Source organism: Pseudomonas fragariae (ex Marin et al. 2024) (assembly GCF_059621105.1).
Genome location: NZ_CM184369.1, coordinates 4928440 through 4947573, shown reverse-complemented (window position 1 = coordinate 4947573; position 19134 = coordinate 4928440). Strand labels below are relative to the sequence as shown.

General features: G+C 58.7%; 22 protein-coding genes. 9 read left to right on the top strand and 13 right to left on the bottom strand.

The features are described 5' to 3' along the window. Positions 1-25 precede the first annotated feature (25 nt). The 3 genes from AC54XV_RS21365 to AC54XV_RS21355 all read right to left on the bottom strand — a co-directional run bounded on the left by AC54XV_RS21365 (position 26) and on the right by AC54XV_RS21355 (position 3856). Complete coding sequence (locus AC54XV_RS21365) at positions 26-2077, bottom strand: putative bifunctional diguanylate cyclase/phosphodiesterase (RefSeq protein WP_058398637.1); 2052 nt, start codon at positions 2075-2077, stop codon at positions 26-28. A gap of 403 nt (positions 2078-2480) precedes the next feature. Next, a complete protein-coding gene (sodB, locus tag AC54XV_RS21360; RefSeq protein ID WP_011268820.1) occupies positions 2481-3062 on the bottom strand; it encodes a superoxide dismutase [Fe] in 582 nt (193 codons plus the stop codon). Between the two features lie 191 nt (positions 3063-3253). Continuing rightward, positions 3254-3856, bottom strand: coding sequence for a LysE/ArgO family amino acid transporter (locus AC54XV_RS21355; RefSeq protein ID WP_024652472.1), 603 nt, complete (start codon positions 3854-3856; stop codon positions 3254-3256). 95 nt (positions 3857-3951) lie between these two features. Between AC54XV_RS21355 and AC54XV_RS21350 the strand changes: the two genes are divergently transcribed. From AC54XV_RS21350 to AC54XV_RS21335, 4 genes are all read left to right on the top strand, one after another. Then, positions 3952-4851 (top strand): LysR family transcriptional regulator ArgP, encoded by a 900-nt coding sequence (locus tag AC54XV_RS21350; RefSeq protein WP_011268819.1) that lies wholly within the window; start codon positions 3952-3954, stop codon positions 4849-4851. Positions 4852-4925: 74 nt separating this feature from the next. Next, on the top strand, positions 4926-5918 hold the full coding sequence (locus AC54XV_RS21345) for an NAD-dependent epimerase/dehydratase family protein (RefSeq protein WP_024640930.1): 993 nt from the start codon (positions 4926-4928) through the stop codon (positions 5916-5918). Between the two features lie 98 nt (positions 5919-6016). After that, positions 6017-6868, top strand: coding sequence for a hypothetical protein (locus tag AC54XV_RS21340; RefSeq protein ID WP_057458325.1), 852 nt, complete (start codon positions 6017-6019; stop codon positions 6866-6868). Positions 6869-7004: 136 nt separating this feature from the next. Continuing rightward, a complete protein-coding gene (locus tag AC54XV_RS21335) occupies positions 7005-7766 on the top strand; it encodes a hypothetical protein (protein ID WP_058398638.1) in 762 nt (253 codons plus the stop codon). A 73-nt stretch (positions 7767-7839) separates the two neighbouring features. Here AC54XV_RS21335 and AC54XV_RS21330 read toward each other — a convergent pair whose 3' ends face one another. From AC54XV_RS21330 to AC54XV_RS21320, 3 genes are read right to left on the bottom strand one after another with little or no spacing between them, the layout of a single operon-like run. After that, positions 7840-8889 (bottom strand): alkene reductase, encoded by a 1050-nt coding sequence (locus tag AC54XV_RS21330; protein WP_003405927.1) that lies wholly within the window; start codon positions 8887-8889, stop codon positions 7840-7842. Positions 8890-8910: 21 nt separating this feature from the next. Then, a complete protein-coding gene (locus AC54XV_RS21325) occupies positions 8911-10077 on the bottom strand; it encodes an MFS transporter (protein ID WP_011268814.1) in 1167 nt (388 codons plus the stop codon). A gap of 28 nt (positions 10078-10105) precedes the next feature. Beyond that, entirely contained in the window at positions 10106-10420 is a 315-nt protein-coding gene (locus tag AC54XV_RS21320; protein WP_003405921.1) for an ArsR/SmtB family transcription factor, read from the bottom strand. A gap of 164 nt (positions 10421-10584) precedes the next feature. Between AC54XV_RS21320 and AC54XV_RS21315 the strand changes: the two genes are divergently transcribed. Continuing rightward, the gene (locus AC54XV_RS21315; protein ID WP_003405918.1) at positions 10585-11184 is read left to right on the top strand and encodes an acyl carrier protein phosphodiesterase; all 600 of its coding nucleotides are present in this window, start codon (positions 10585-10587) and stop codon (positions 11182-11184) included. Here the strand turns inward: AC54XV_RS21315 and AC54XV_RS21310 are convergent. Both AC54XV_RS21310 and olsB read right to left on the bottom strand, forming a co-directional pair. Beyond that, positions 11142-11936, bottom strand: coding sequence for a lysophospholipid acyltransferase family protein (locus AC54XV_RS21310; protein WP_032654383.1), 795 nt, complete (start codon positions 11934-11936; stop codon positions 11142-11144). The two genes, AC54XV_RS21315 and AC54XV_RS21310, sit on opposite strands and share 43 nt — an antisense overlap. Further along, complete coding sequence (gene olsB, locus AC54XV_RS21305; protein WP_003405915.1) at positions 11936-12691, bottom strand: L-ornithine N(alpha)-acyltransferase; 756 nt, start codon at positions 12689-12691, stop codon at positions 11936-11938. The genes AC54XV_RS21310 and olsB overlap by 1 nt, the downstream gene beginning before the upstream one ends. A gap of 234 nt (positions 12692-12925) precedes the next feature. On the opposite strand from olsB, the gene AC54XV_RS21300 reads away from it, so the two are divergent. The 4 genes from AC54XV_RS21300 to AC54XV_RS21285 all read left to right on the top strand — a co-directional run bounded on the left by AC54XV_RS21300 (position 12926) and on the right by AC54XV_RS21285 (position 16188). Next, complete coding sequence (locus AC54XV_RS21300; RefSeq protein WP_024659783.1) at positions 12926-14032, top strand: serine hydrolase domain-containing protein; 1107 nt, start codon at positions 12926-12928, stop codon at positions 14030-14032. Continuing rightward, a complete protein-coding gene (locus tag AC54XV_RS21295) occupies positions 14029-14358 on the top strand; it encodes a hypothetical protein (RefSeq protein WP_003405911.1) in 330 nt (109 codons plus the stop codon). The genes AC54XV_RS21300 and AC54XV_RS21295 overlap by 4 nt, the downstream gene beginning before the upstream one ends. Positions 14359-14447: 89 nt before the next feature. Continuing rightward, complete coding sequence (locus AC54XV_RS21290; protein ID WP_011268811.1) at positions 14448-15029, top strand: YceI family protein; 582 nt, start codon at positions 14448-14450, stop codon at positions 15027-15029. A gap of 1 nt (position 15030) precedes the next feature. After that, complete coding sequence (locus AC54XV_RS21285) at positions 15031-16188, top strand: phospholipase D-like domain-containing protein (RefSeq protein WP_054091395.1); 1158 nt, start codon at positions 15031-15033, stop codon at positions 16186-16188. A 40-nt stretch (positions 16189-16228) separates the two neighbouring features. On the opposite strand, the gene AC54XV_RS21280 is transcribed toward AC54XV_RS21285, so the two are convergent. From AC54XV_RS21280 to AC54XV_RS21260, 5 genes are all read right to left on the bottom strand, one after another. Further along, on the bottom strand, positions 16229-16462 hold the full coding sequence (locus AC54XV_RS21280) for a DUF6124 family protein (RefSeq protein WP_003313478.1): 234 nt from the start codon (positions 16460-16462) through the stop codon (positions 16229-16231). 568 nt (positions 16463-17030) lie between these two features. After that, on the bottom strand, positions 17031-17471 hold the full coding sequence (locus tag AC54XV_RS21275) for a type VI secretion system amidase immunity protein Tai4 (protein ID WP_496717215.1): 441 nt from the start codon (positions 17469-17471) through the stop codon (positions 17031-17033). A 22-nt stretch (positions 17472-17493) separates the two neighbouring features. Then, on the bottom strand, positions 17494-17934 hold the full coding sequence (locus AC54XV_RS21270) for a type VI secretion system amidase immunity protein Tai4 (RefSeq protein WP_054091394.1): 441 nt from the start codon (positions 17932-17934) through the stop codon (positions 17494-17496). Further along, on the bottom strand, positions 17934-18434 hold the full coding sequence (locus AC54XV_RS21265; RefSeq protein ID WP_080395997.1) for a type VI secretion system amidase effector protein Tae4: 501 nt from the start codon (positions 18432-18434) through the stop codon (positions 17934-17936). Before AC54XV_RS21265 ends, AC54XV_RS21270 begins: the two co-directional genes overlap by 1 nt. Positions 18435-18484: 50 nt before the next feature. Beyond that, complete coding sequence (locus AC54XV_RS21260) at positions 18485-18973, bottom strand: Hcp family type VI secretion system effector (RefSeq protein ID WP_054091393.1); 489 nt, start codon at positions 18971-18973, stop codon at positions 18485-18487. Positions 18974-19134: the final 161 nt, after the last annotated feature.

Genomic DNA, 19134 nt, shown 5'->3' with positions numbered 1-19134 from the left:
AATGGCCGGGAGCATGCAAATCGGCTCACAGACTGGCGGCGTGGTCCTGACGCGACTGCTTGAGGTAAGCCAGCAGTTCGCGACCCGGCAGCGGCTTGCTGTACAGATAGCCCTGGCCTTCGTGACAGCCTTCGGTCACGACATAGGCCTCCTGCTCGACGGTCTCCACACCTTCGGCAATCACTTGCATGCCCAGGCTCTTGCCCAGCTGGATAATGGCTCGCACGATAGTAGCGTCATCGTCGTCATCGATCAGGTCCTGCACGAAGCTGCGGTCAATCTTGATCTTGTCCAGCGGCAGGCTTTTCAGGTAGCTCAGCGATGAATAGCCGGTGCCGAAGTCATCGATGGCAATCAAGGCACCGGAGCGTCGCAAGCTCAACAGGTGCTGGGCGGCGGTGTTGATATCTTCCATCAGCCCGGTTTCGGTCACTTCCAGTTCCAGGCTGCGCAGTGGCAAGCGATAGATCTGCAGCAGGTTGTTGACCACGCGGGGCAGTTCCGCGTGATGCAGCTGCACGGTCGACAGGTTGACGGCCATGCGCAAATCGGTGAACCCCTGATCGAGCCATTCGCGCAGCTGGCGGCAGGCCTGATCCAGCACCCATTCCCCGATGGCGATGATGGTGCCGTTCTGTTCGGCCAGCGGGATGAATACGTCCGGCGGCACCAGGCCATGCTCCGGATGCTGCCAGCGGATCAGCGCTTCCACACCGACGATACGGTGATCGCGGTAGCTGATCTGCGGTTGATAGACCAGGTACAACTGATTGCGTGGCAGGGCTTCGCGCAGGTCTTTTTCGAGTTCGCGGCGGCGGCGCATTTCGCTGTCCACGCTGGCGATGTAGAACTGATACCGGTTACGCGAGCGGGCTTTGGCCAGCGTCATGGTCTGTTCGGCTTTTTGCAGCAGTTTTTCGGTGCTGTCGCCGTCTTCGGGAAACAGCGTGATGCCGATGGTTGCCCGCAGTCGAATCTGCTGGTCACCGACAATGAACGGTGCCTCCAGCTCATCGAGAATATTCTGCGCCAGCTCTGCTGCCTCGTAGGGCTGTTCGATGTTGGACTGAACCAGCGCGAACTGGTCGCCGCCCAGGCGCGCCAGTGCGCCGAGCAGTACGCTGTGCGCGCGCAGGCGGTCAGCGAGTGCGAGCAGTAATTGATCGCCGGACTGGTAGCTGAACTGTTCGTTGATGCCCTTGAAGTCGTCCAGTCCCACGCAAAGAACCGCCACTCTGTGTTGCTGGCGTCCCGCGTCCTCCAGAATCCTGTCCAGCCGTGTCTGCAACTGCAGTCGATTGGGCAGGCCGGTGAGGAAATCGTATTGCGCCATGCGCTGCAGATTGTTCTCGGCCTCATGGCGCAGATAAGTGTGGCGCTCGATGGAGGCCAGCAATTGGTTGGCGGTGTTGACCCAGATCCCCAGTTCGTTTTTCTCGTGGCCTTTGAGCAACGGCAATTGGTGTTCGCTGGGGCGGTCGGGGTTGATCGCGATCAGGTGCTCGATGATCTTTGACAGCGGCTTGGTCAGCAGCCAGTGATAGACCAGATACAGCACCAGCCCCATTGCCAGCGCACGCAGCACGCCGGCGACAAAGATGATGCCGGCATTGACCAGAAAGCTTTCGCCGTAATTGGCAGTGTCGAGAGTGATGCGCAGGTCGCCGTAATACTCGCTGTAGGGGCTGCGGCCTACCAGTTGAGTGGTGAAGCTGCGCTCCTGGCCGAGGATGAGGTCTGTCAGCCACCGGGTGGGGGAGTCTTTCAGCGGCCGGTCTTTCTCGGCCAGCAGGCTTTCATTGGGGTGCCCTATGGACGCCATGCGTACCGAGTCATCCTGGAACAGGCCTTCGATGACCTGCATGCCCATCTCGCGGTCCAGGCTGTAGACGGCCTGTGTCGAAGGATCGCGGAACATGCCGAGAATTCGCTCGGCATCGCTCGCCACGGCCTGACGTGTCTTGTAGGCGTCGAAGATGATTTGCGCACAACTGAGCAGGACGCCCACCAGAAGCGCCGAAAGCAGCACAACGCGCAGCAGCTTTACCGACAGGCTGTTCTTGAGTTCCAGCTTCAATGGCCGTTCCTTAGTTCGTGTCGGAGGGCATATCGCCTCATGACCCTCGAAAAACCAGGCCCGCACGCCGTGACCTTGTCACAACCGGTACGCCTGGCTGATCTTCGCGTTCCTTGCACCTGCTGGCCAAAGCCACCTCAATGCGTCGGGTGGCCAGTTAGGTAACCTGAGCAGAACACTGTAAAGAATTACGTCATAGAGAATTACGTTGTGGCACGAGTCAGCTAGCGTTTTCTGACAATACACAAAGTACGAGCGGCAGGCGAAAAAAGATTTGCGATTCGCCTGACTGGCAGGCGGGTGTTCGACGCCGTCTGTGAAACAGGCATCGGGTGAGCGAGCTTTACCGGCCGGAAAACATAAAAAACCCGACGCTAGGCCGGGTTTTTCGATGACGCTGGACTCAGGAGGCGAATTGCTTGGCCACGAAGTCCCAGTTCACCAGGTTCCAGAACGCTTCCACGTACTTCGGACGCAGGTTGCGATAGTCGATGTAGTAGGCGTGTTCCCAGACATCGCAGGTCAGCAGCGGGGTGTCGCCGCTGGTCAACGGGTTGCCGGCACCGATGGTGCTGGCCAGTGCCAGGGAGCCGTCAGCCTTCTTCACCAGCCAGCCCCAGCCGGAGCCGAAAGTGCCGATAGAAGTCTTGCTGAACTCTTCCTTGAACTTGTCGAAGGAACCGAACGCCTTGTTGATGGCTTCGGCCAGAGCGCCGGTAGGCTCGCCGCCAGCGTTAGGGGCCAGGCAGTTCCAGTAGAACGTGTGGTTCCAGACCTGAGCGGCGTTGTTGAAGATACCGCCCGAAGAAGTCTTGACGATCTCTTCCAGGGTCTTGCCTTCGAACTCGGTGCCAGGCACCAGGTTGTTCAGGTTCACGACGTAGGTGTTGTGGTGCTTGTCGTGGTGATATTCCAGAGTCTCCGCAGAAATGTGCGGCGCCAGAGCTGTTTTTTCGTAGGGCAGTGGCGGCAATTCAAAAGCCATGGTTTATCTCCTTTCAGGTCAATTGCGGTAGTCGCAGGGCCGATCACGGGCGGCCAGATACAGCATGCACCGGGAGTTTTACTCTTTTGCGGCGCAGACCCCGGACTATAGCACCGGGCCTACGGCTTAACCACGCAACAACTGTGTGGGATAGAGGTTCCCGCGCTGTTGCTTCAACGGACATGAAACCTTCAGGCCGAACGGATCAATTGCCACGCCACACTGAACATCATGACCGCCACCATCACATCCAGCAGACGCCATGTGGCAGGGCGGGCCAGCCAGGGAGCGAGCCAGGCCGCGCCGATGGCGAGGCAGGAAAACCACAGGAACGAAGCGCTCGCGGCGCCTGCTACATAGGCGCCCGGCACACTCTGTTGTGCCCCGAGCGAGCCGATCAGTAGTACGGTGTCCAGGTACACATGCGGGTTGAGCAAGGTCACGGCCAATGCGCTGAGCAGTACCGTGCGGCGCGATCTTTTGCCAGCCGCGGCACCGTGTTCGAGGCTCTGCTTCGAGCAGGCCCGGCGCAGTGCCTGCACGCCATACCAACTGAGGAATAGCACACCGCCCCAGCGCGCCACCGCCAGCAGGGTCGGGTTTTGCGCCAGCACATTGGCCAGACCGAACACCCCGGCGGCGACCAGAATGGCATCGCAGATAATGCAGAGCATCGCGACTGACACGTGGTGTTCACGGCGCAGCCCCTGAGCCAGTACGAATGCGTTTTGCGAGCCGATGGCCATGATCAGGCCAGCGGCGATCAGCAATCCGTTGAAGTAGCTTTGCCACATAAATACGTTCCCATCGAGCAGATTCAGGTGGCGACTTTCAATGTTGAAGCGATATAAGTAAAACCAATAATAATCATCTCTCATTAGGGAAACTGATGTTCGACTACAAGCTGTTGTCCGCGCTCGCCGCAGTTATCGAGCAGGCCGGGTTCGAACGTGCGGCCCAGGTGCTGGGGCTGTCGCAGTCAGCGGTCTCGCAACGGATCAAATTGCTGGAGGCGCGCATTGGGCAGCCGGTGCTGGTCCGCGCCACGCCGCCGAGCCCGACCGACATCGGCCGACGCCTGCTCAATCACGTGCAGCAGGTCCGCTTGCTGGAGCGCGATCTGCAAAGTCAGGTGCCGGCACTGGACGAGGAGGGCATGCCCGAGCGTTTGCGGATCGCCTTGAACGCCGACAGTCTGGCAACGTGGTGGGCTCCGGCCATTGGTGACTTCTGCACGCAGCATCGTCTGTTGCTGGACCTGGTGGTCGAAGATCAGGACGTCGGGCTCAAACGCATGCGCGCTGGCGAAGTCGCAGCGTGTCTGTGTGGCAGTGAGCGCCCGGTGGCCGGGGCGCGCAGTCAGTTGCTGGGGGCGATGCGCTATCGGGCGCTGGCCAGCCCGGCATTCATCGCGCGCCATTTTGCGGACGGTGTCAGCCCCGAAAAGCTGGTCAGATCAGCGGCGCTCGTTTACGGGCCGGATGATCTTTTGCAGCATCGTTATCTGGCATTGCTTGGTGTGCAGGACGGTTTCGAGCATCATTTGTGCCCTTCTTCCGAGGGTTTCATCCGTATGATCGAAGCCGGAATGGGCTGGGGGCTGGCGCCCGAACTGCAAGTGCGCGAGCAATTGCGCAGCGGCACGCTGCTTGAACTGCTGCCGGATCGCTGTATTGATGTGCCGTTGTACTGGCACCATTGGCGCAACGGTGGTCAGTTGCTGACACGTCTCACCGGGCATCTGGCACAACATGCTGCCCACTGGCTGGTGCCGTTGAGCGATGAATGATCGTCATTACGATCATGTGTAATCAATGCGTGTCGGGTTACCCCTGTCACGCAGACGCGTTAATGGAGCGGTAAATGAAAATTCTGGTCACCGGCGCAAGTGGCTTCATCGGCGGACGCTTTGCGCGTTTTGCCCTTGAGCAGGGCATGAGCGTGCGGATCAATGGCCGTCGTGCCGATGCGGTCGAGCATCTGGTCAGACGCGGCGCCGAGTTCATTCAGGGCGACCTCGCCGACCCGTATCTGGTGCGTGCGCTGTGCGATGACGTCGAGGCCGTGGTGCATTGCGCCGGCTCCGTCGGCATGTGGGGGCGTCGTCAGGATTTTGTCCAGGGCAACGTGCAACTCACCGAGAACATTGTCGAGGGCTGCCTGAAACAAAGAGTGCGCAGGCTGGTCCACCTGTCATCGCCGTCGATCTATTTCAATGGTCACTCCCGCCGCGATATCACCGAAGACCAGGTGCCCAAGCGCTTCCACAACCACTATGCGGCCACCAAATACCTGGCCGAGCAAAAGGTCTTCGGCGCTGAAGAGTTCGGCCTGGAAGTGATTGCCCTGCGGCCGCGTTTCGTCACCGGTGCTGGCGACAACAGTATCTTTCCGCGGCTGCTGCACATGCAGCGCAAGAAGCGTCTGTCGATCGTAGGCAACGGCCTGAACATGGTCGATTTCACCAGCATGCAGAACCTCAATGAAGCGCTGTTGAGCAGCTTGCTGGCAACCGGGTCTGCGCTGGGCAAGGCGTACAACATCAGTAACGGCACGCCGGTCCCGTTGTGGGATGCGATCAATTATGTGATGCGGCAGATGCAGTTGCCTCAGGTTACCCGCTATCGTTCTTACGGGCTGGCCTACAGTGCGGCGGCGATCAACGAAGCGGCCTGCATGCTGTGGCCGGGCCGACCTGAACCTACGCTGTCCAGACTGGGCATGCAGGTCATGAACAAGGACTTCACGCTTGATATCGGCCGTGCAAGGCATTATCTGGATTATCAGCCGCAGGTCAGCCTGTGGACGGCGCTGGATGAATTCTGTGGCTGGTGGCAGGCACAGCACCCGATCTGAATGCGGCAGTAGCACAGTGAGATTGATTCTGCGCTGTTGTTATACTGCCGAACTTTGATTTACGAACTTTGATTTAACAGCTTCCTGAAGGGTTATTCATGCGCAACGATCCCTACGACGATGTCGATGACGTTCCCAGCCTGAGCGCCAAGGACGATGACGACGACTTTGCGCCGAGCAATGGCGCACGCGAGCGCACCACCGTCTATTCGCGCACCACGCCTGTGGTCAAGGTCAAGGGGCCGAGCACCGGGCCGCTCTGGGCATTGGTCGGTGCGCTGTTCATTGCGTTTTGCGGCCTTGGCTGGTGGAGCTTTCAGCAAGTGTCCCTGATGGAGCAACAACTGGTGGCGACGCAGGAAAGCTTTGCGCGTATCAGCGAAGAGGCGGCGGGGCGTTTGCAGGATATCTCCGGCAAGGTCGTGGCCACCGAATCGCTGTCCAGTGACGGCGAAGCCCTCAAGCAGCGCATCAAGTTGCTCGAAGCGCAACTGGAAGACCAGGACAAACAGCGTGAAGGCGTTGAAGGTCAGCAAGGCAGTCTCGACAAGCGTCTGGAGCAGATGGCCGCGCAAACGGCGCAACAGCAAACCGAAAACGCGCAGATGCAGGAACAATTGAAAAGCGTTGTCGCTGAACTGGCTGCGCTGAAAACAGCGTTGCCTGACCTGAAAACCGCTCAGGCTGAGCAGGGCAAGCTGGACGCCCAGATCAAGAGCGTGGCAGCCGATGTCGCAGCCCTGAAAAAGCAGAGCAACCCTTCGGCTGCTGTCGAGCGACTTGAACAAGAGCTGATGGTGCTCAAGAGCGAGCAGGAAAATACTCCGGCACCGTCAGCAGGCGGCAATACTGCCGAGTTCGATGCCTTCCGTGCGCAGGTCACCCGTAGCATCAACACGCTTAACAGTCAGATCCAGAACCTCTCGCAACAGCTCAACGCACGTCGTTGATACCGCACCTTGCCTGCTGCTACCCATAGCGGCAGGCAGGTGGCCCGGTTTTTTTGCAATCGCTAAATAGTTATATGCCTGCCAGTGGAGGGAGGGCTTACGCTTGCGTTTCAGTTGAATAAACGGAGTTTCAATAATGAATGGAATCAAAGAGATGCACACCGATATACACAAAGACACAATCGAAAAAGATGACCTCGTTGCTGGAGAACTTCAGCCCATGCATCTTGAGCATCCGGTATCAATCAAGCCAAAGGTAAACGTCAAACCCCCGGTCAAGGCGAAAGATCCAGTCAAGCCGCCGGTCAAGAAAACGGATCCGGTCAAGCCGCCTGTGAAACCGCCGGTCAAGAAAACGGACCCGGTCAAGCCGCCTGTGAAACCGCCGGTCAAGACAACGAACCCGGTCGAGCCGCCTGTGAAACCGCCGGTCAAGACAACGAACCCGGCCAAGCCGCCAGTCAAGCCGCAGGTCAAGCCCTCTACCAGTGAGCCGGTACCGCAGACGGTGCCCCCGGTGCCTGCTGCACCTTCGCGTCTGGACAAACTACTGGCAGTCGTCAACACCGCAACGGGCGTCCTGCAACTGGTCCAGCCGCCCAACAGCGTGAACAACGCGGACGGTACTGTCAGCTATCCGAACGGCAGCGTCGAGTCTGCAGATGGTCAATCCGTCACCCATTCTGACGGAGCCGTGCAGAACCTTGACGGCACGACCGTGCATGCCGATGGCTCTACAGAGCACCCCAATGGTGATATCCAGCACAAGGATGGAACCTGGGTTTTTGCGGATGGCTCGGTCAACTACCCGGACGGTCGCTGGAAGATGGCGGATGGTACGATCACCGACGCCGAAGGCAATGTGTTAGGTACAGTCAAGCCTGACGTTGCGCCGTAGCGGTTACCCTTGCACGGGCGATAAAAAAACCCTGACTCTTGCGAGTCAGGGTTTTTTGCCTTGCAGTAACGTTTTACAGGCGCGGGTAGTCGATGTAACCGACCGGCCCTTTGGCGTAGAACGTCTCCGGATGGGCTTCGTTCAGAGGGGCATCGCTGGCCAGCCGCTCCGGCAGGTCAGGGTTGGCAATGTACGGCACACCGAACGCGATTGCGTCGGCCTTGCCTTCTGCCAGCCAGGCATTGGCGCTGTCTTTGGTGAACTTCTCGTTGGCGATATAAACGCCGCCGAAATCCTTCTTCAACTGTGGGCCGAGGCTGTCTTCAGCATCATGCTCACGGGCACAGATGAAGGCGATACCGCGCTTGCCGAGCTCTTTGGCCACGTAGCTGAAGGTTTCAGCACGGTTTGCATCGCTCATGTCGTGCATGTCGAAGCGAGGCGAGAGGTGAACACCTACACGGCCAGCGCCCCAGACATCGATGACTGCGTCGGTCACTTCGAGCAGCAGACGCGCACGATTTTCCACCGAACCGCCGTACTCGTCGGTGCGCTGGTTGCTGCCGGTCAGCAGGAACTGTTCAAGCAGATAGCCGTTGGCGCCATGCACTTCCACGCCGTCGAAGCCCGCAGCCTTGGCGTTTTCCGCACCGACGCGATAGGCCTCGACGATGTCACCGATTTCCGCCAGCTCCAGCGCGCGAGGTACTGGCAGTGGTGTGATGGGGCGCATCAGGCTCACGTGCCCTTCAGCCGCAATGGCACTCGGCGCGACCGGGGTTTCGCCGTTCAGGTAGGACGGGTGGGAAATACGGCCCACGTGCCACAACTGCAGGGCGATACGGCCACCGGCGTTGTGCACGGCCTTGGTGATGTTGCTCCAGCCACGTACCTGGTCGTTGGACCAGATGCCCGGGGTGTCGGGGTAGCCCACGCCCATCGGCGTCACAGAGGTGGCTTCAGTCAGGATCAGGCCGGCCGAGGCGCGCTGCACGTAATACTCGGCCATCATCGCGTTCGGCACACGGCCTTCATCGGCACGGCAGCGCGTCAGTGGGGCCATGATGATGCGGTTGGGCAGTTGCAGATCGCCCAGGGTGATCGGGTCAAAGATAGTCGTCATGTATCGAATCCTCGTAATTGATCAATGCGTAGCGTGTGCCAGATCCGGATTGCCGGTCTGACGGAAAGTAATCAGGGTGATCAGCAGCGCCAGCACTGCCAGTACGGCTGCCGCCAGCGGTACGCTGGTCAGGCCCAGACCGTGGGCGATGACGCTGCCACCGACCCAGGCGCCGAGTGCGTTGCCGACGTTGAAGGCGCCGATGTTCAAGGTTGAAACCAGGTTGGGTGCCGCCTTACCGAAGGTCACCACGTTGATCTGCAGCGCCGGGACGGCAGCGAAGGCCGCGACTGCCCAGAGGAACAGGGTGATTTCAGTCGGGATCAGCGCGGCGCTGGTCCAGCTGAGTATGGTGGAGATCACCGCCATCGAGACGAACACGCCAATCAGCGTGGATGACAGGCGGCGGTCGGCCATCTTGCCGCCGATCACGTTGCCGGCGGTCAGGCCCAGACCGATGAGCAGCAGGGTCCAGGTCACGCCGTTGGGCGATACACCGGTGACTTCGCCGAGCAGTGGGGCAATGTAAGTGAACAGGGTGAACATGGACGCCGAGAACAGCGCAGTCATGGTCAGCGACAGCCAGATGCCGGCACCGCGGAGAGCGCCCAGTTCAGCGCGCATATCGAGCTTTTCTTCATTGCGGTTGGTTGGCAGGAAGCGGATCAGGCCGATCAGCGCAATCACGCCGATGACCGTGACAGCCCAGAAGGTCGAGCGCCAGCCTGCGTATTGACCCAGCGCAGTGCCCAGCGGCACGCCCAGTACGTTGGCCAGGGTCAGGCCGGTGAACATCAAGGCCACCGCTGAGGCACGCCGGTTGGCGGGCACCAGACCTGCGGCAACCACCGAGCCGATGCCAAAGAACGCACCGTGACACAGCGCAGTCACCACGCGGGCGAACATCAGGACGTTGTAGTCACTGGCCAGCGCACAGAGCAGATTGCCAATGATGAAAATCCCCATCAGCGTGACCAGCGCAGCCTTGCGCGGCAGTTTTGCCGTGGCCATGGCCATGAACGGCGCACCGACGGCGACACCCAGCGCATAGCCGGTCACCAGCCAGCCGGCACCGGGGATCGATACGCCAAGGTCAGCCGCCACATCAGGCAGCAGGCCCATGATGACGAATTCGGTGGTGCCGATGGCGAAGGCGCTCAGGGCCAGAATGAGTAGCGAAAGAGGCACGGGGCAGCTCCTGGTAAACGTTGAAAAATCAGGTCGGGTTGTTCAGTTCTTCAACCAGCGCCTGAACGAATGCCTGTATGACTTCTTCGTTGCGTCGGAAGAAATGCCATTGGCCGACCTTCTTGCTGCTGATCAGGCCAGCGCGTTGCAAAGTCGCCAGATGGGCCGAGACAGTGGATTGTGACAATCCCGCACGCTGATCGATCTGTCCGGCACACACACCGTGTTCGATCGAGTACTCCTGGGCGGGAAAGCTTGCACGCGGGTCTTTCAGCCAGGTCAGGATTTCTCGGCGGACCGGGTGGGCCAGGGCTTTTATTATGTCGTCGAGGTCGATAGGCATGTCGTTCTCACAGGCGGTGTAGCGTTATATCGCGATAGAGCGAACCTTATATCTGTATTTCGCGATATACAAATATGATTATGTGCTTAGGATGGGTCAAATCGCTATATCGGGTTATAACGATATATGGACAGCAGGCCCGAAAGCGGCCTAGGCTTGCAGCCATGAACTACTTGGCACATCTTCATCTTGGTGGGCATCGGCCCGCTCAATTGCTCGGCAGCCTGTATGGCGACTTCGTCAAAGGTCCGCTGCCGGGACGTTTTCCTGCGGAGCTGGAAGCGGCGATTCGTCTGCATCGCAGCATCGACGCCTTCACTGACAGTCATCCGCTGATCAAGGCCTCCATTGCGCGCTTTCCGCTGCAGAGACGGCGCTATGCCGGCATCATGCTCGACGTCTTTTTCGATCATTGCCTGGCGCGCGACTGGCATCGTTATGCCGATCTGCCGTTGGACGCATTCACCCGCAAGGTCTATGCCACGCTGGCTGCCGAGCCGCAGTTGCCCGAGCGGCTGGCGCTGATCGCACCGCGCATGGCGGCGCAGGACTGGTTGGGTTCGTACCGGGATTTCGGGGTGCTGGAGCAGGTGTTGAGCGGCATATCCCGACGCCTGTCACGACCCGAAGGGCTGGCCGGCGGCATGCAGGAACTGCAGGCGCTGTACCAGCCCTTGAGTGCGGATTTTGCCGAGTTCTATCCGCTGCTCGAGAACTTCGCTCAGGCCGCTCGGGCCGGCCGCGAAACCACTTCGCTCGGCTGAGCCGGCGGCTCGCCAAACAATGCCACCTGAACCGCCTGCTGGGCCTTGAAGGCCAGTGCGGCGCGTTCCTGGTCAGCGGTCGGGATCGGTGTCAGCAAGTGAATATGCACGTCGCTCTGCTCGTTGGCGAACAGTCGGCGCAAATGCGACAGCAGGTCATCGTCGCCAATGAACGGGGCTATCGGGTCCGGTTTGCCGTCACGCGAGTAACCAATGGCCACCGGCTGAATTGGCACGCCAGCGTCGATGGCGCTGGACAGCAGACGACCGTGAAAGGTGCGCAGGCTTTTGCCGTCCGTGGTGGTGCCTTCGGGGAAGATCAGCAGTGCGTTGCCTTGTTGCAGGTGGTTGCACATCTGCTTCTGGATCAGACGGCTGTCGCCCGATCCGCGACGAATGAACAGCGTACCGGCCTTCAGCGCCAGCCAGCCCGCTACCGGCCAGGTGCGCACTTCGGCCTTCGACAGAAACGACAGCGGCGCGAGCATGCCGAGCAGGGCGATGTCGGTCCATGACACATGGTTGCTGACCCACAGCATGGGCTGGGTCGGCAGTTGACCTGTCACGGTGACGCGAAACGGCAGGGCGTTGGTCAGTCGCGCCATGAACCAGCGGCTCCAGCGCTGTCTGCGCTCCATCGAACCTCCGATTCTGGTGCGTTCCAGGACCGCGAACGCGCTGGCAATCGTCAATCCGAGCGCTACGACCAGTAGCACCCGGACTACGCGGGCATAGCCGCGCAACCGGCTCATCACACGGCCGCCTTGAAGTGGCGGGCGTAGCGCGGGCACAGGTCGTCGCGCTTGAGCAGGATGAACACGTCGGCCACCTGGAAGTCTTCGTCCCAGCACGGTTCGCCACAGATCTTGGCCCCCAGACGCATGTAGGCCTTGAGCAGCGGTGGCATCTCGCAGATCACATTGCTCGGGATGTCGAGGGTCGGCAGCGGATTCTTCGGTTCGGCGCGCAGGTGCTCGTTGCACAGGTAGCGTTCGCGCAGGCGTTGCATGATCGCATGGGCCTGAATACCGCCGTCCTGCATCGGGATGCTCGCGCAGCCCATCAGGTAGCTGTAGCCGCCTTCGTTGAGCACCTCGGCCAGTTCGCTCCACAACACCGCAATGGTGCCGCCGTTGCGGTAGGCCGGATCGACGCAGGTGCGACCCAGTTCGAGGATCGGCCCCTGCAGATTGACCAGCCCGTGCAGGCTGAACTCTTCTTCGCTGTAGAAGCGCCCCAGCGTGTTGGCGGCCTGGTGGTCGAGCAACCGGGTCGTGGCAACCAGACGCCCGGTGTTCAGGTCGCGTACCCCGATGTGCGAGCAGTGAACATCGTAATCGTCGATGTCCAGGCCTTGTTCCGCGCCGTTGAGACGAGCGTTGAACTCTTCGCTGAACACACTGAAACGCAACGCCTGTGCTTCCTGCAAGGCGCGCGCTCCAATCAGGCGCTCGGCCTGAAGACGACGTTCAGAAGTGTTGTCACGAATGCGGGCGATCTGGGTCATACGAATCTCCATGAGCCAGCCTTGCAGATGCAGAAAGGGCTGGTTGACTGATTTGTCCAGGCGCTTTGCCGTAACTGCAGGCTAGGGAGATGGCGTGTCATGCCTGTGAAGCTTTGGTGATGGTTGTGTGACGGGAAGCGCTGTAGCCATTTCCTCTGCGTCTGCTCTTGGGTTGATAGCTGACTGTCATGAAACGCTGATACGGTGTGCGGATCATTCTGTAGAGGCCTTGTCATGCCGCGTGGATTTGTCCGTCTGTGTCTGGTTCTGATCCTGGGTTTCAGCGCCCAGGGCGTCGTTGCTCAAACATGGCCGACAGAGCAATGGCCTTCTCGGTCTGTGCCGCGATCTGCGGCCATCGAAGAGCTCGAGGCCTATGCCTTCCCGCCGCGTGACGACGCCTCGCGCAAGGGCGTACGCACCGATGCGCTGCTGGTGATTCGTGATGGCGACGTTGTGTACGAGCGCTATGCCGGTGTCACCACCGCGCAAACGCCGCACCTGACCTGGTCGATCAGCAAAAGCATCATGGCGACGGTGTTGGGGGTGGCGTTCGCAGAAGGGCGCTTTCAACTGAATGACCCGGTAGCGAAGTTCTACACGCCGTTCAAGGCGCACCCCGATATCGCCATCAAAGACCTGATGCACTGGGCTTCGGGTCTGGATTGGCAGGAAGACTACGAATACGCTCCGCTCAACTCCTCGGTGGTCGCCATGCTCTACACCCGCGGGCGTGATGACATGGCGCGCTTCACCGCCGATCACAGCGCTGCCCAACCCCCAGGCAAGACTTACCTTTACTCCAGCGGCGACAGCACCGTGCTGGCGGCGGCCTTGAAAAAGATGGTCGGCGATGAGGCTTATCCGGGTTATCCATGGACCGCGCTGTTCGACCCGCTCGGCATCCGCAGTGCGGTCTGGGAAACCGATGGCGCGGGTACATTTGTAGGCTCTTCTTATGCCTACATGACCGCCCGCGATCTGGCCCGCATCGGCCTGCTGATGCAGCGCGGCGGACAATGGCAGGATCGGCAGTTGCTCAACAAGCAGTGGATGGACTTCGCGCTGACGCCGTTTGCCGGCGAAGGCGTGGATGCCAGCGTTGAAGTGCCCGCAGGTCAATGGTGGCTTAACCGCACTGGCGATGGCGGCAAAGGACCGTGGCCGGACGCTCCCCCCGACACCTTCGCGGCACTGGGGCATTGGGGGCAGGCGCTGTATGTAATTCCCGATCAGAAGCTGGTGATCGTGCGCTATGCCGATGACCGCGACAGTACCTACAACCACAATGAGATGCTCAAGCGCGTACAGGCCGCGTTCGGCAAGGAGGGCGGTCAATGAGCTCGCGTCGAATGTTCATCCTGCGCCGTCCCTTCAGCAGCCTGCTATTGCTGATCGTTGCCGCACTTGCCGTACTCGCCTGGCAGTACCGTGTGAACCTGCAGGCATTTCCGACCATCATCAGTGCCTACACCGCCAAGGAATACTGTTCGTGCAGGTACGTCATGAACAATTCCGAAGCGTATTGCCAGGGCTACATCAAGCAGTATCTGCCCAGCACCCTGGTTGACGACAGCAGTCAAAAACGGGTCATTGCCAGCGGCCTGGGACGCACCAGCAGTGCATCGTGGCAGGGTGAGCGACAGGGCTGTCGCCTGCTGCCATGAGGGCTTGATGGATTGTCGCCGAACGCAGGCGTTTGCCAGCGGTCAGACAGGCGGATAAGGTGGCCCTCAATTGCACGTCTGGAGTCTGCATGCTCACTATGAATCGCCTGCTGCTGGTCATGCTGGCCGCAGTGGCGTTACCTGCCCATGCGAACTGGTATCTGGATAACGAGTCGTCGCGACTCTCGTTCACCTCGACCAAAAATGCCGATATTGCCGAGGTGCATCGCTTTCTCGTGCTGCACGGCAAAGTCGACGCCAAGGGGCTGGCTGAGGTAGAGGTTGAAACCGACTCGGTCAGCACCGGCATTCCGCTGCGCGACGAGCGCCTTCGAGAGCAGGTGTTTCAGGTGCGCAAGTTTCCGGCTGCTCAGATCAATGCGCAGCTCGACATGCGCCCGATCAATAACCTGGCGCCCGGCGCACAGCTCGAACTGCGTTTACCGCTGACCGTCAGCCTGCGCGGCAAGACCCACAGTTATAACGCCGAGCTGCTGGCGACGCGTCTCGACGAGCGGCGCTTTCAGGTCGTGACGCTCGAGCCGCTGGTGATCCATGCCCAGGATTTCGATATGGCCCCGGACTTCAAAGCCTTGCGCAATGCCGCAGGATTGTCGGCGGTGAGCCTTTCGGTCCCGGTCGGGGCTGTCCTGATCTTCACGGCGCGCTGATATGAACGGTGCGATTTTCCCGTGGCGTGAAAACAACCGCTTTCAATTGCTGATCGACGGTCCTGCGTTCTTCCCGCGCATGATCGCAGCCATTGATCGCGCCGAGCAGCAGGTCGATCTGGAGTTGTACCTGGTCGAAGCCGGGGCTTGCGCCGACGCCATCGTGCGCGCGCTGGTCGAGGCGGGCAGGCGTGGCGTGATCGTGCGCTGCCTGTTCGATGACTTCGGTTCAAAAGCCTTCGACGCCGGCCTGCGCAAGCAACTGACCGATGCCGGTGTGATTCTGCGTTTCTACAATCCGATCCACTGGCGGCGGGGCGTGCGCAACTTCTACCGCGACCATCGCAAACTGCTGGTGGTGGACAAGGCCTTGGCCGTGGTGGGCGGCACCGGCGTGACCGACGAGTTCTGGGAGCCGGACAAGGACGCCAGCCAGTGGCACGAAGTGATGGTCGAAATCACCGGGCCGCTGGTGATTGACTGGCAGGCGCTGTTCAACCGGCAGTTCCACGCCAACGCCCGGCGTTTCGCCTGGCGTCCGAAAGAAAACTTCGGTCTTGATCATCTGCCCAAAGCCCCGGTAACCGGCGAGGGGCTGGGCCGCGTGGCGTATGCCGATTCCCGCCAGCACCGCGACATTCTGCAATCGCTGGTACGTGCGCTGCACACCGGGCAAAAGCGGATCTGGCTGGCAACCCCTTACTTTCTGCCCACCTGGAAAGTTCGCCGCGCCTTGCGCCGGGCGGCCGCGCGTGGCGTAGATGTGCGTTTGCTGCTGACCGGACCGCGCACCGATCACCCGTCCGTGCGCTATGCCGGTCACCGCTACTACCCGCGCCTGTTGCGCGCCGGGGTCAAGGTGTTCGAATACCAGCCCTGCTTTCTGCACCTGAAAATGGTCCTGATCGACGACTGGGTGAGTCTCGGTTCGTGCAACTTCGATCACTGGAACCTGCGCTTCAACCTGGAAGCCAACCTCGAAGCCCTCGACCCCGGACTGACCCGCGACGTGGTCGCCAGCTTCGAAAAAGACTTCGCTCTGAGCGCCGAAACCACGCTGGCAGACTGGAAGGCCAGGCCGCTGTGGCGGCGCGTCAAACAGCGCTTGTGGGGCTGGATCGACCGGCTGGTGGTGAACTTGCTGGATCAGCGTAACTGAGGTTTGCGCGGGGCCGAGCGCGGCCCCGGTTGTCATCTGCTCAAACGATGCATTCCAGTGAACGATCAACCATGGCTTTGGCCATCTCGGCCATGTGCAACACCGAAAACGCCAGGTCACGGCTGGTGCCCTGGGTGCTATCGCCGGACTCATAGGCCGTCGTAATGATGCAGCGCAGCAGATCCGAAGCGTAGTTGAGCGCTTCCTCCTGGCTGACGGATGCGTTGACGGTGAACAGGGCGGTGGGCGGGTCGGGGACGATTTTATCGGGCATGTTTGCAACTCCAGCAGAACTTGTGGGAGCCGTCATTAATCGCTACCAAACGATAAGGTGGCGGCCGTGTGCAAGTTGGTAGACCGGCTGCTGGCACCCGGTGCATCCGAAGATGCCATGCGCACGGCCACCATGAAAACGGGACGAAAGAGATCGCCTCGCGGAGGTGGCACATTGCGCCAGCAAAAGCAGGTCTACCAAACCTGATCGCTGATTGGGCAGCGATCGATGAAGGCTAGAGACCTGAATAGCCAAGCGCAAGAGGCCGGGATTTTCTCGGAAATTTCCTTCAATTGGAAGGGAGGCGTCCTGCTGATAATTCCTACAAGAATTATCGAAATGGGTTTGCTGAAGATGTTTTCGGTGTAGGCGGGGAGATGACGGGGGCTGTTTATCAGTATTTCAGCAAGCAGTACATCACCGAGGGCGACACGTTAAGAAGCTATCGGATCACATTGAATCAGCATGACGTGTCTCCGCCCTATAGATAATGTGCGGAGTAGAGTTCTTGTAATGGAAATAGCCTGTGCAGCGTTTGCCGGACAGGCTTGTTGCATGTAGGGAGTAGTTAAGGCTTTTTGATATTCTGCATGTAGGTATGATTCGGGTGGGTCACGACCTTCTTCGTCAACGCGTCGAGCTCCTTGCTGTGATACATGTCCAGGCATTTCAGCAGGTCGAATTTTATGCCCTTGATCTGGGATTCGGCCAACGGGTTTGTGTAGTCGCGCGTGAGGTATTTTTCAACCAGGGCCTTGACGGCAAGAGGGCTTTTTTCCATGTCATAGTAGGTCCAGTCACGCATTGCACTGACACTGCTACCCGCGTCAATTCCGACGTTTACGTCATATTTATAAACGGTGGTTATGCAGGTGGCGAGCGCCATGTCCTTGTAGTTTTTTTCAAAGGTTCTGTACATGCCTTCGGGCGATGACATGGGGGTGTAGGCAAAGCAGTTGGATGTTGCTAACAAGAGAAGTAGTTTCGTGGTTGCAAGAAATAGCCTCATGGCATTTAGCTCCTTGTGCTGCCTAATGTTTTTTATAGTCTTGTATGTCGGTATGCGTAGGGTTGGTTACGACCTTTTTTGTCAATGCGTCTAGCTCTTTGCTATGGTAAAGATCAAGGCACTTAAGTAAATCGAATTTCACGCCTTTTATTTCGGACTCAACCAGTGGATTTGTATAGTCTCTAACGAGATAATTGTCCACAAGTTCTCTAAGCTTTCCAGGGCTTTTTTCCCAGTCATAATTGGCCCAGTCGCGTAGCGCGGTTACACTGCTGCCGGCATCTATCCCGACGGTTTCATTATATTTGTAAGCGCTGGCGATGCAGGTGGCAAGAACAAGGTCTTTATAGTTTTGTGCATGAGTGCGGTACATTCCCTCTGGTGACGTTGGCGTAACAGATGCATAAATACTAGGCGTATCGAGCGTTAAGAAAATCAGAATTGCTGCACGAAACGAACGCATTACGTAAGGCTCCAGAAATTTGCTTGATCTGTCCGATAGTTAACGCCAGGTTCGTTGAAATAGCAATGGTCATAGCAGATGCTCCCGTCATACAAAGTTGCATGTACTCGAGCGTCTGACCAGCCTGATATTTCAAATACTATGATGCCTTTTTTGTTGGCCAATGGTCCGCTATCAGAGGGCGGGTATTTGACTATCTCTGGTTTGCCCCAATTTCTTATCAGAAAATTTTTGAGATCAGTGATGCGGAAGAAATATTGATTTCGATCTTCTCCGGAGACTGTCTGATCTGGTGTTTTTGGGATTTTTGCTCCTGTGTAATTTAGAATGTAGCTCATTCTGACTGCGCAGGTGTTTTTCCATCTTGCCAACGCATCAGGATTATTTATATTCTGTGCGACGAACCCTCCAATCACCTCTGCCACTCGCTTTTCCGGCGCTACCGGATTATAAATATGTTGCGAAGCCGCCCAGGCGGCAGTAAAAAATGGCCGTGCCATAGTCTTTCCTTGATCATGTCGTGACGTTTGATGCATGCGCTTTCAAGACGTCAGGAATAGACCTTGTTGTTGATACGGTTCCAGCCCCCCGAGATATTTCCTCCACCGGCACCGTCAGATCTTTTCTGCTGGGTGTAGGTGGTTTTTATTTTTCCGTAGTTGAGGCTGATGGTCTCGCTGGGGATGCCATCGTTGGCATGCTGGGTGTAATTGGAAATGATGACTTCTTCCAGCAGCACTTCAAAGTATTTGACCTTGTCTCCGCTTGCACGATGCAATGACAAGACGACTTCCTTCAGATGCCTGCCCGCGCACAGCGTTTCCATGAGCTTGCAGCTCGACTTGTCGAGTGATTTGGTGAACGTGAAATCACTCAAGGACGTCCGACCCGACGAGGCGCCTCCTGAAGAACTCGCCGTGGCGGAGGTACTTTGGTGCATGCCGAAACCATACCCGGTGATCTCGATACAGTCCTTGTAGCGATCATCCAGCGCTTCGCCTGGAATGCCTTCGATTTTGATGTACGCATCAAATGGCATGTTTCAAATCTCCACGTTCGATCGGTCTTACGTTGCATACAGGTATCCATATGTTTCAACAGCGTAATCTTTATTTTTATCGAACATGGTTGTCAGCAACCTTTGGTGTTGACTGAAATATCTCTACTTGTTGTCAGAGTGGTCGTACAGAATCTATCGGC

Bases quoted from the DNA above. Each gene is read 5' to 3' on its own strand.
- sodB (WP_011268820.1), bottom strand. From the start codon at position 3,062: ATGGCTTTTGAATTGCCGCCACTGCCCTACGAAAAAACAGCTCTGGCG.
- AC54XV_RS21355 (WP_024652472.1), bottom strand. From the start codon at position 3,856: ATGTGGCAAAGCTACTTCAACGGATTGCTGATCGCCGCTGGCCTGATC.
- AC54XV_RS21350 (WP_011268819.1), top strand. From the start codon at position 3,952: ATGTTCGACTACAAGCTGTTGTCCGCGCTCGCCGCAGTTATCGAGCAG.
- AC54XV_RS21345 (WP_024640930.1), top strand. From the start codon at position 4,926: ATGAAAATTCTGGTCACCGGCGCAAGTGGCTTCATCGGCGGACGCTTT.
- AC54XV_RS21340 (WP_057458325.1), top strand. From the start codon at position 6,017: ATGCGCAACGATCCCTACGACGATGTCGATGACGTTCCCAGCCTGAGC.
- AC54XV_RS21335 (WP_058398638.1), top strand. From the start codon at position 7,005: ATGAATGGAATCAAAGAGATGCACACCGATATACACAAAGACACAATC.
- AC54XV_RS21330 (WP_003405927.1), bottom strand. From the start codon at position 8,889: ATGACGACTATCTTTGACCCGATCACCCTGGGCGATCTGCAACTGCCC.
- AC54XV_RS21320 (WP_003405921.1), bottom strand. From the start codon at position 10,420: ATGCCTATCGACCTCGACGACATAATAAAAGCCCTGGCCCACCCGGTC.
- AC54XV_RS21315 (WP_003405918.1), top strand. From the start codon at position 10,585: ATGAACTACTTGGCACATCTTCATCTTGGTGGGCATCGGCCCGCTCAA.
- AC54XV_RS21310 (WP_032654383.1), bottom strand. From the start codon at position 11,936: ATGAGCCGGTTGCGCGGCTATGCCCGCGTAGTCCGGGTGCTACTGGTC.
- olsB (WP_003405915.1), bottom strand. From the start codon at position 12,691: ATGACCCAGATCGCCCGCATTCGTGACAACACTTCTGAACGTCGTCTT.
- AC54XV_RS21300 (WP_024659783.1), top strand. From the start codon at position 12,926: ATGCCGCGTGGATTTGTCCGTCTGTGTCTGGTTCTGATCCTGGGTTTC.
- AC54XV_RS21295 (WP_003405911.1), top strand. From the start codon at position 14,029: ATGAGCTCGCGTCGAATGTTCATCCTGCGCCGTCCCTTCAGCAGCCTG.
- AC54XV_RS21290 (WP_011268811.1), top strand. From the start codon at position 14,448: ATGCTCACTATGAATCGCCTGCTGCTGGTCATGCTGGCCGCAGTGGCG.
- AC54XV_RS21285 (WP_054091395.1), top strand. From the start codon at position 15,031: ATGAACGGTGCGATTTTCCCGTGGCGTGAAAACAACCGCTTTCAATTG.
- AC54XV_RS21280 (WP_003313478.1), bottom strand. From the start codon at position 16,462: ATGCCCGATAAAATCGTCCCCGACCCGCCCACCGCCCTGTTCACCGTC.
- AC54XV_RS21275 (WP_496717215.1), bottom strand. From the start codon at position 17,471: ATGAGGCTATTTCTTGCAACCACGAAACTACTTCTCTTGTTAGCAACA.
- AC54XV_RS21270 (WP_054091394.1), bottom strand. From the start codon at position 17,934: ATGCGTTCGTTTCGTGCAGCAATTCTGATTTTCTTAACGCTCGATACG.
- AC54XV_RS21265 (WP_080395997.1), bottom strand. From the start codon at position 18,434: ATGGCACGGCCATTTTTTACTGCCGCCTGGGCGGCTTCGCAACATATT.
- AC54XV_RS21260 (WP_054091393.1), bottom strand. From the start codon at position 18,973: ATGCCATTTGATGCGTACATCAAAATCGAAGGCATTCCAGGCGAAGCG.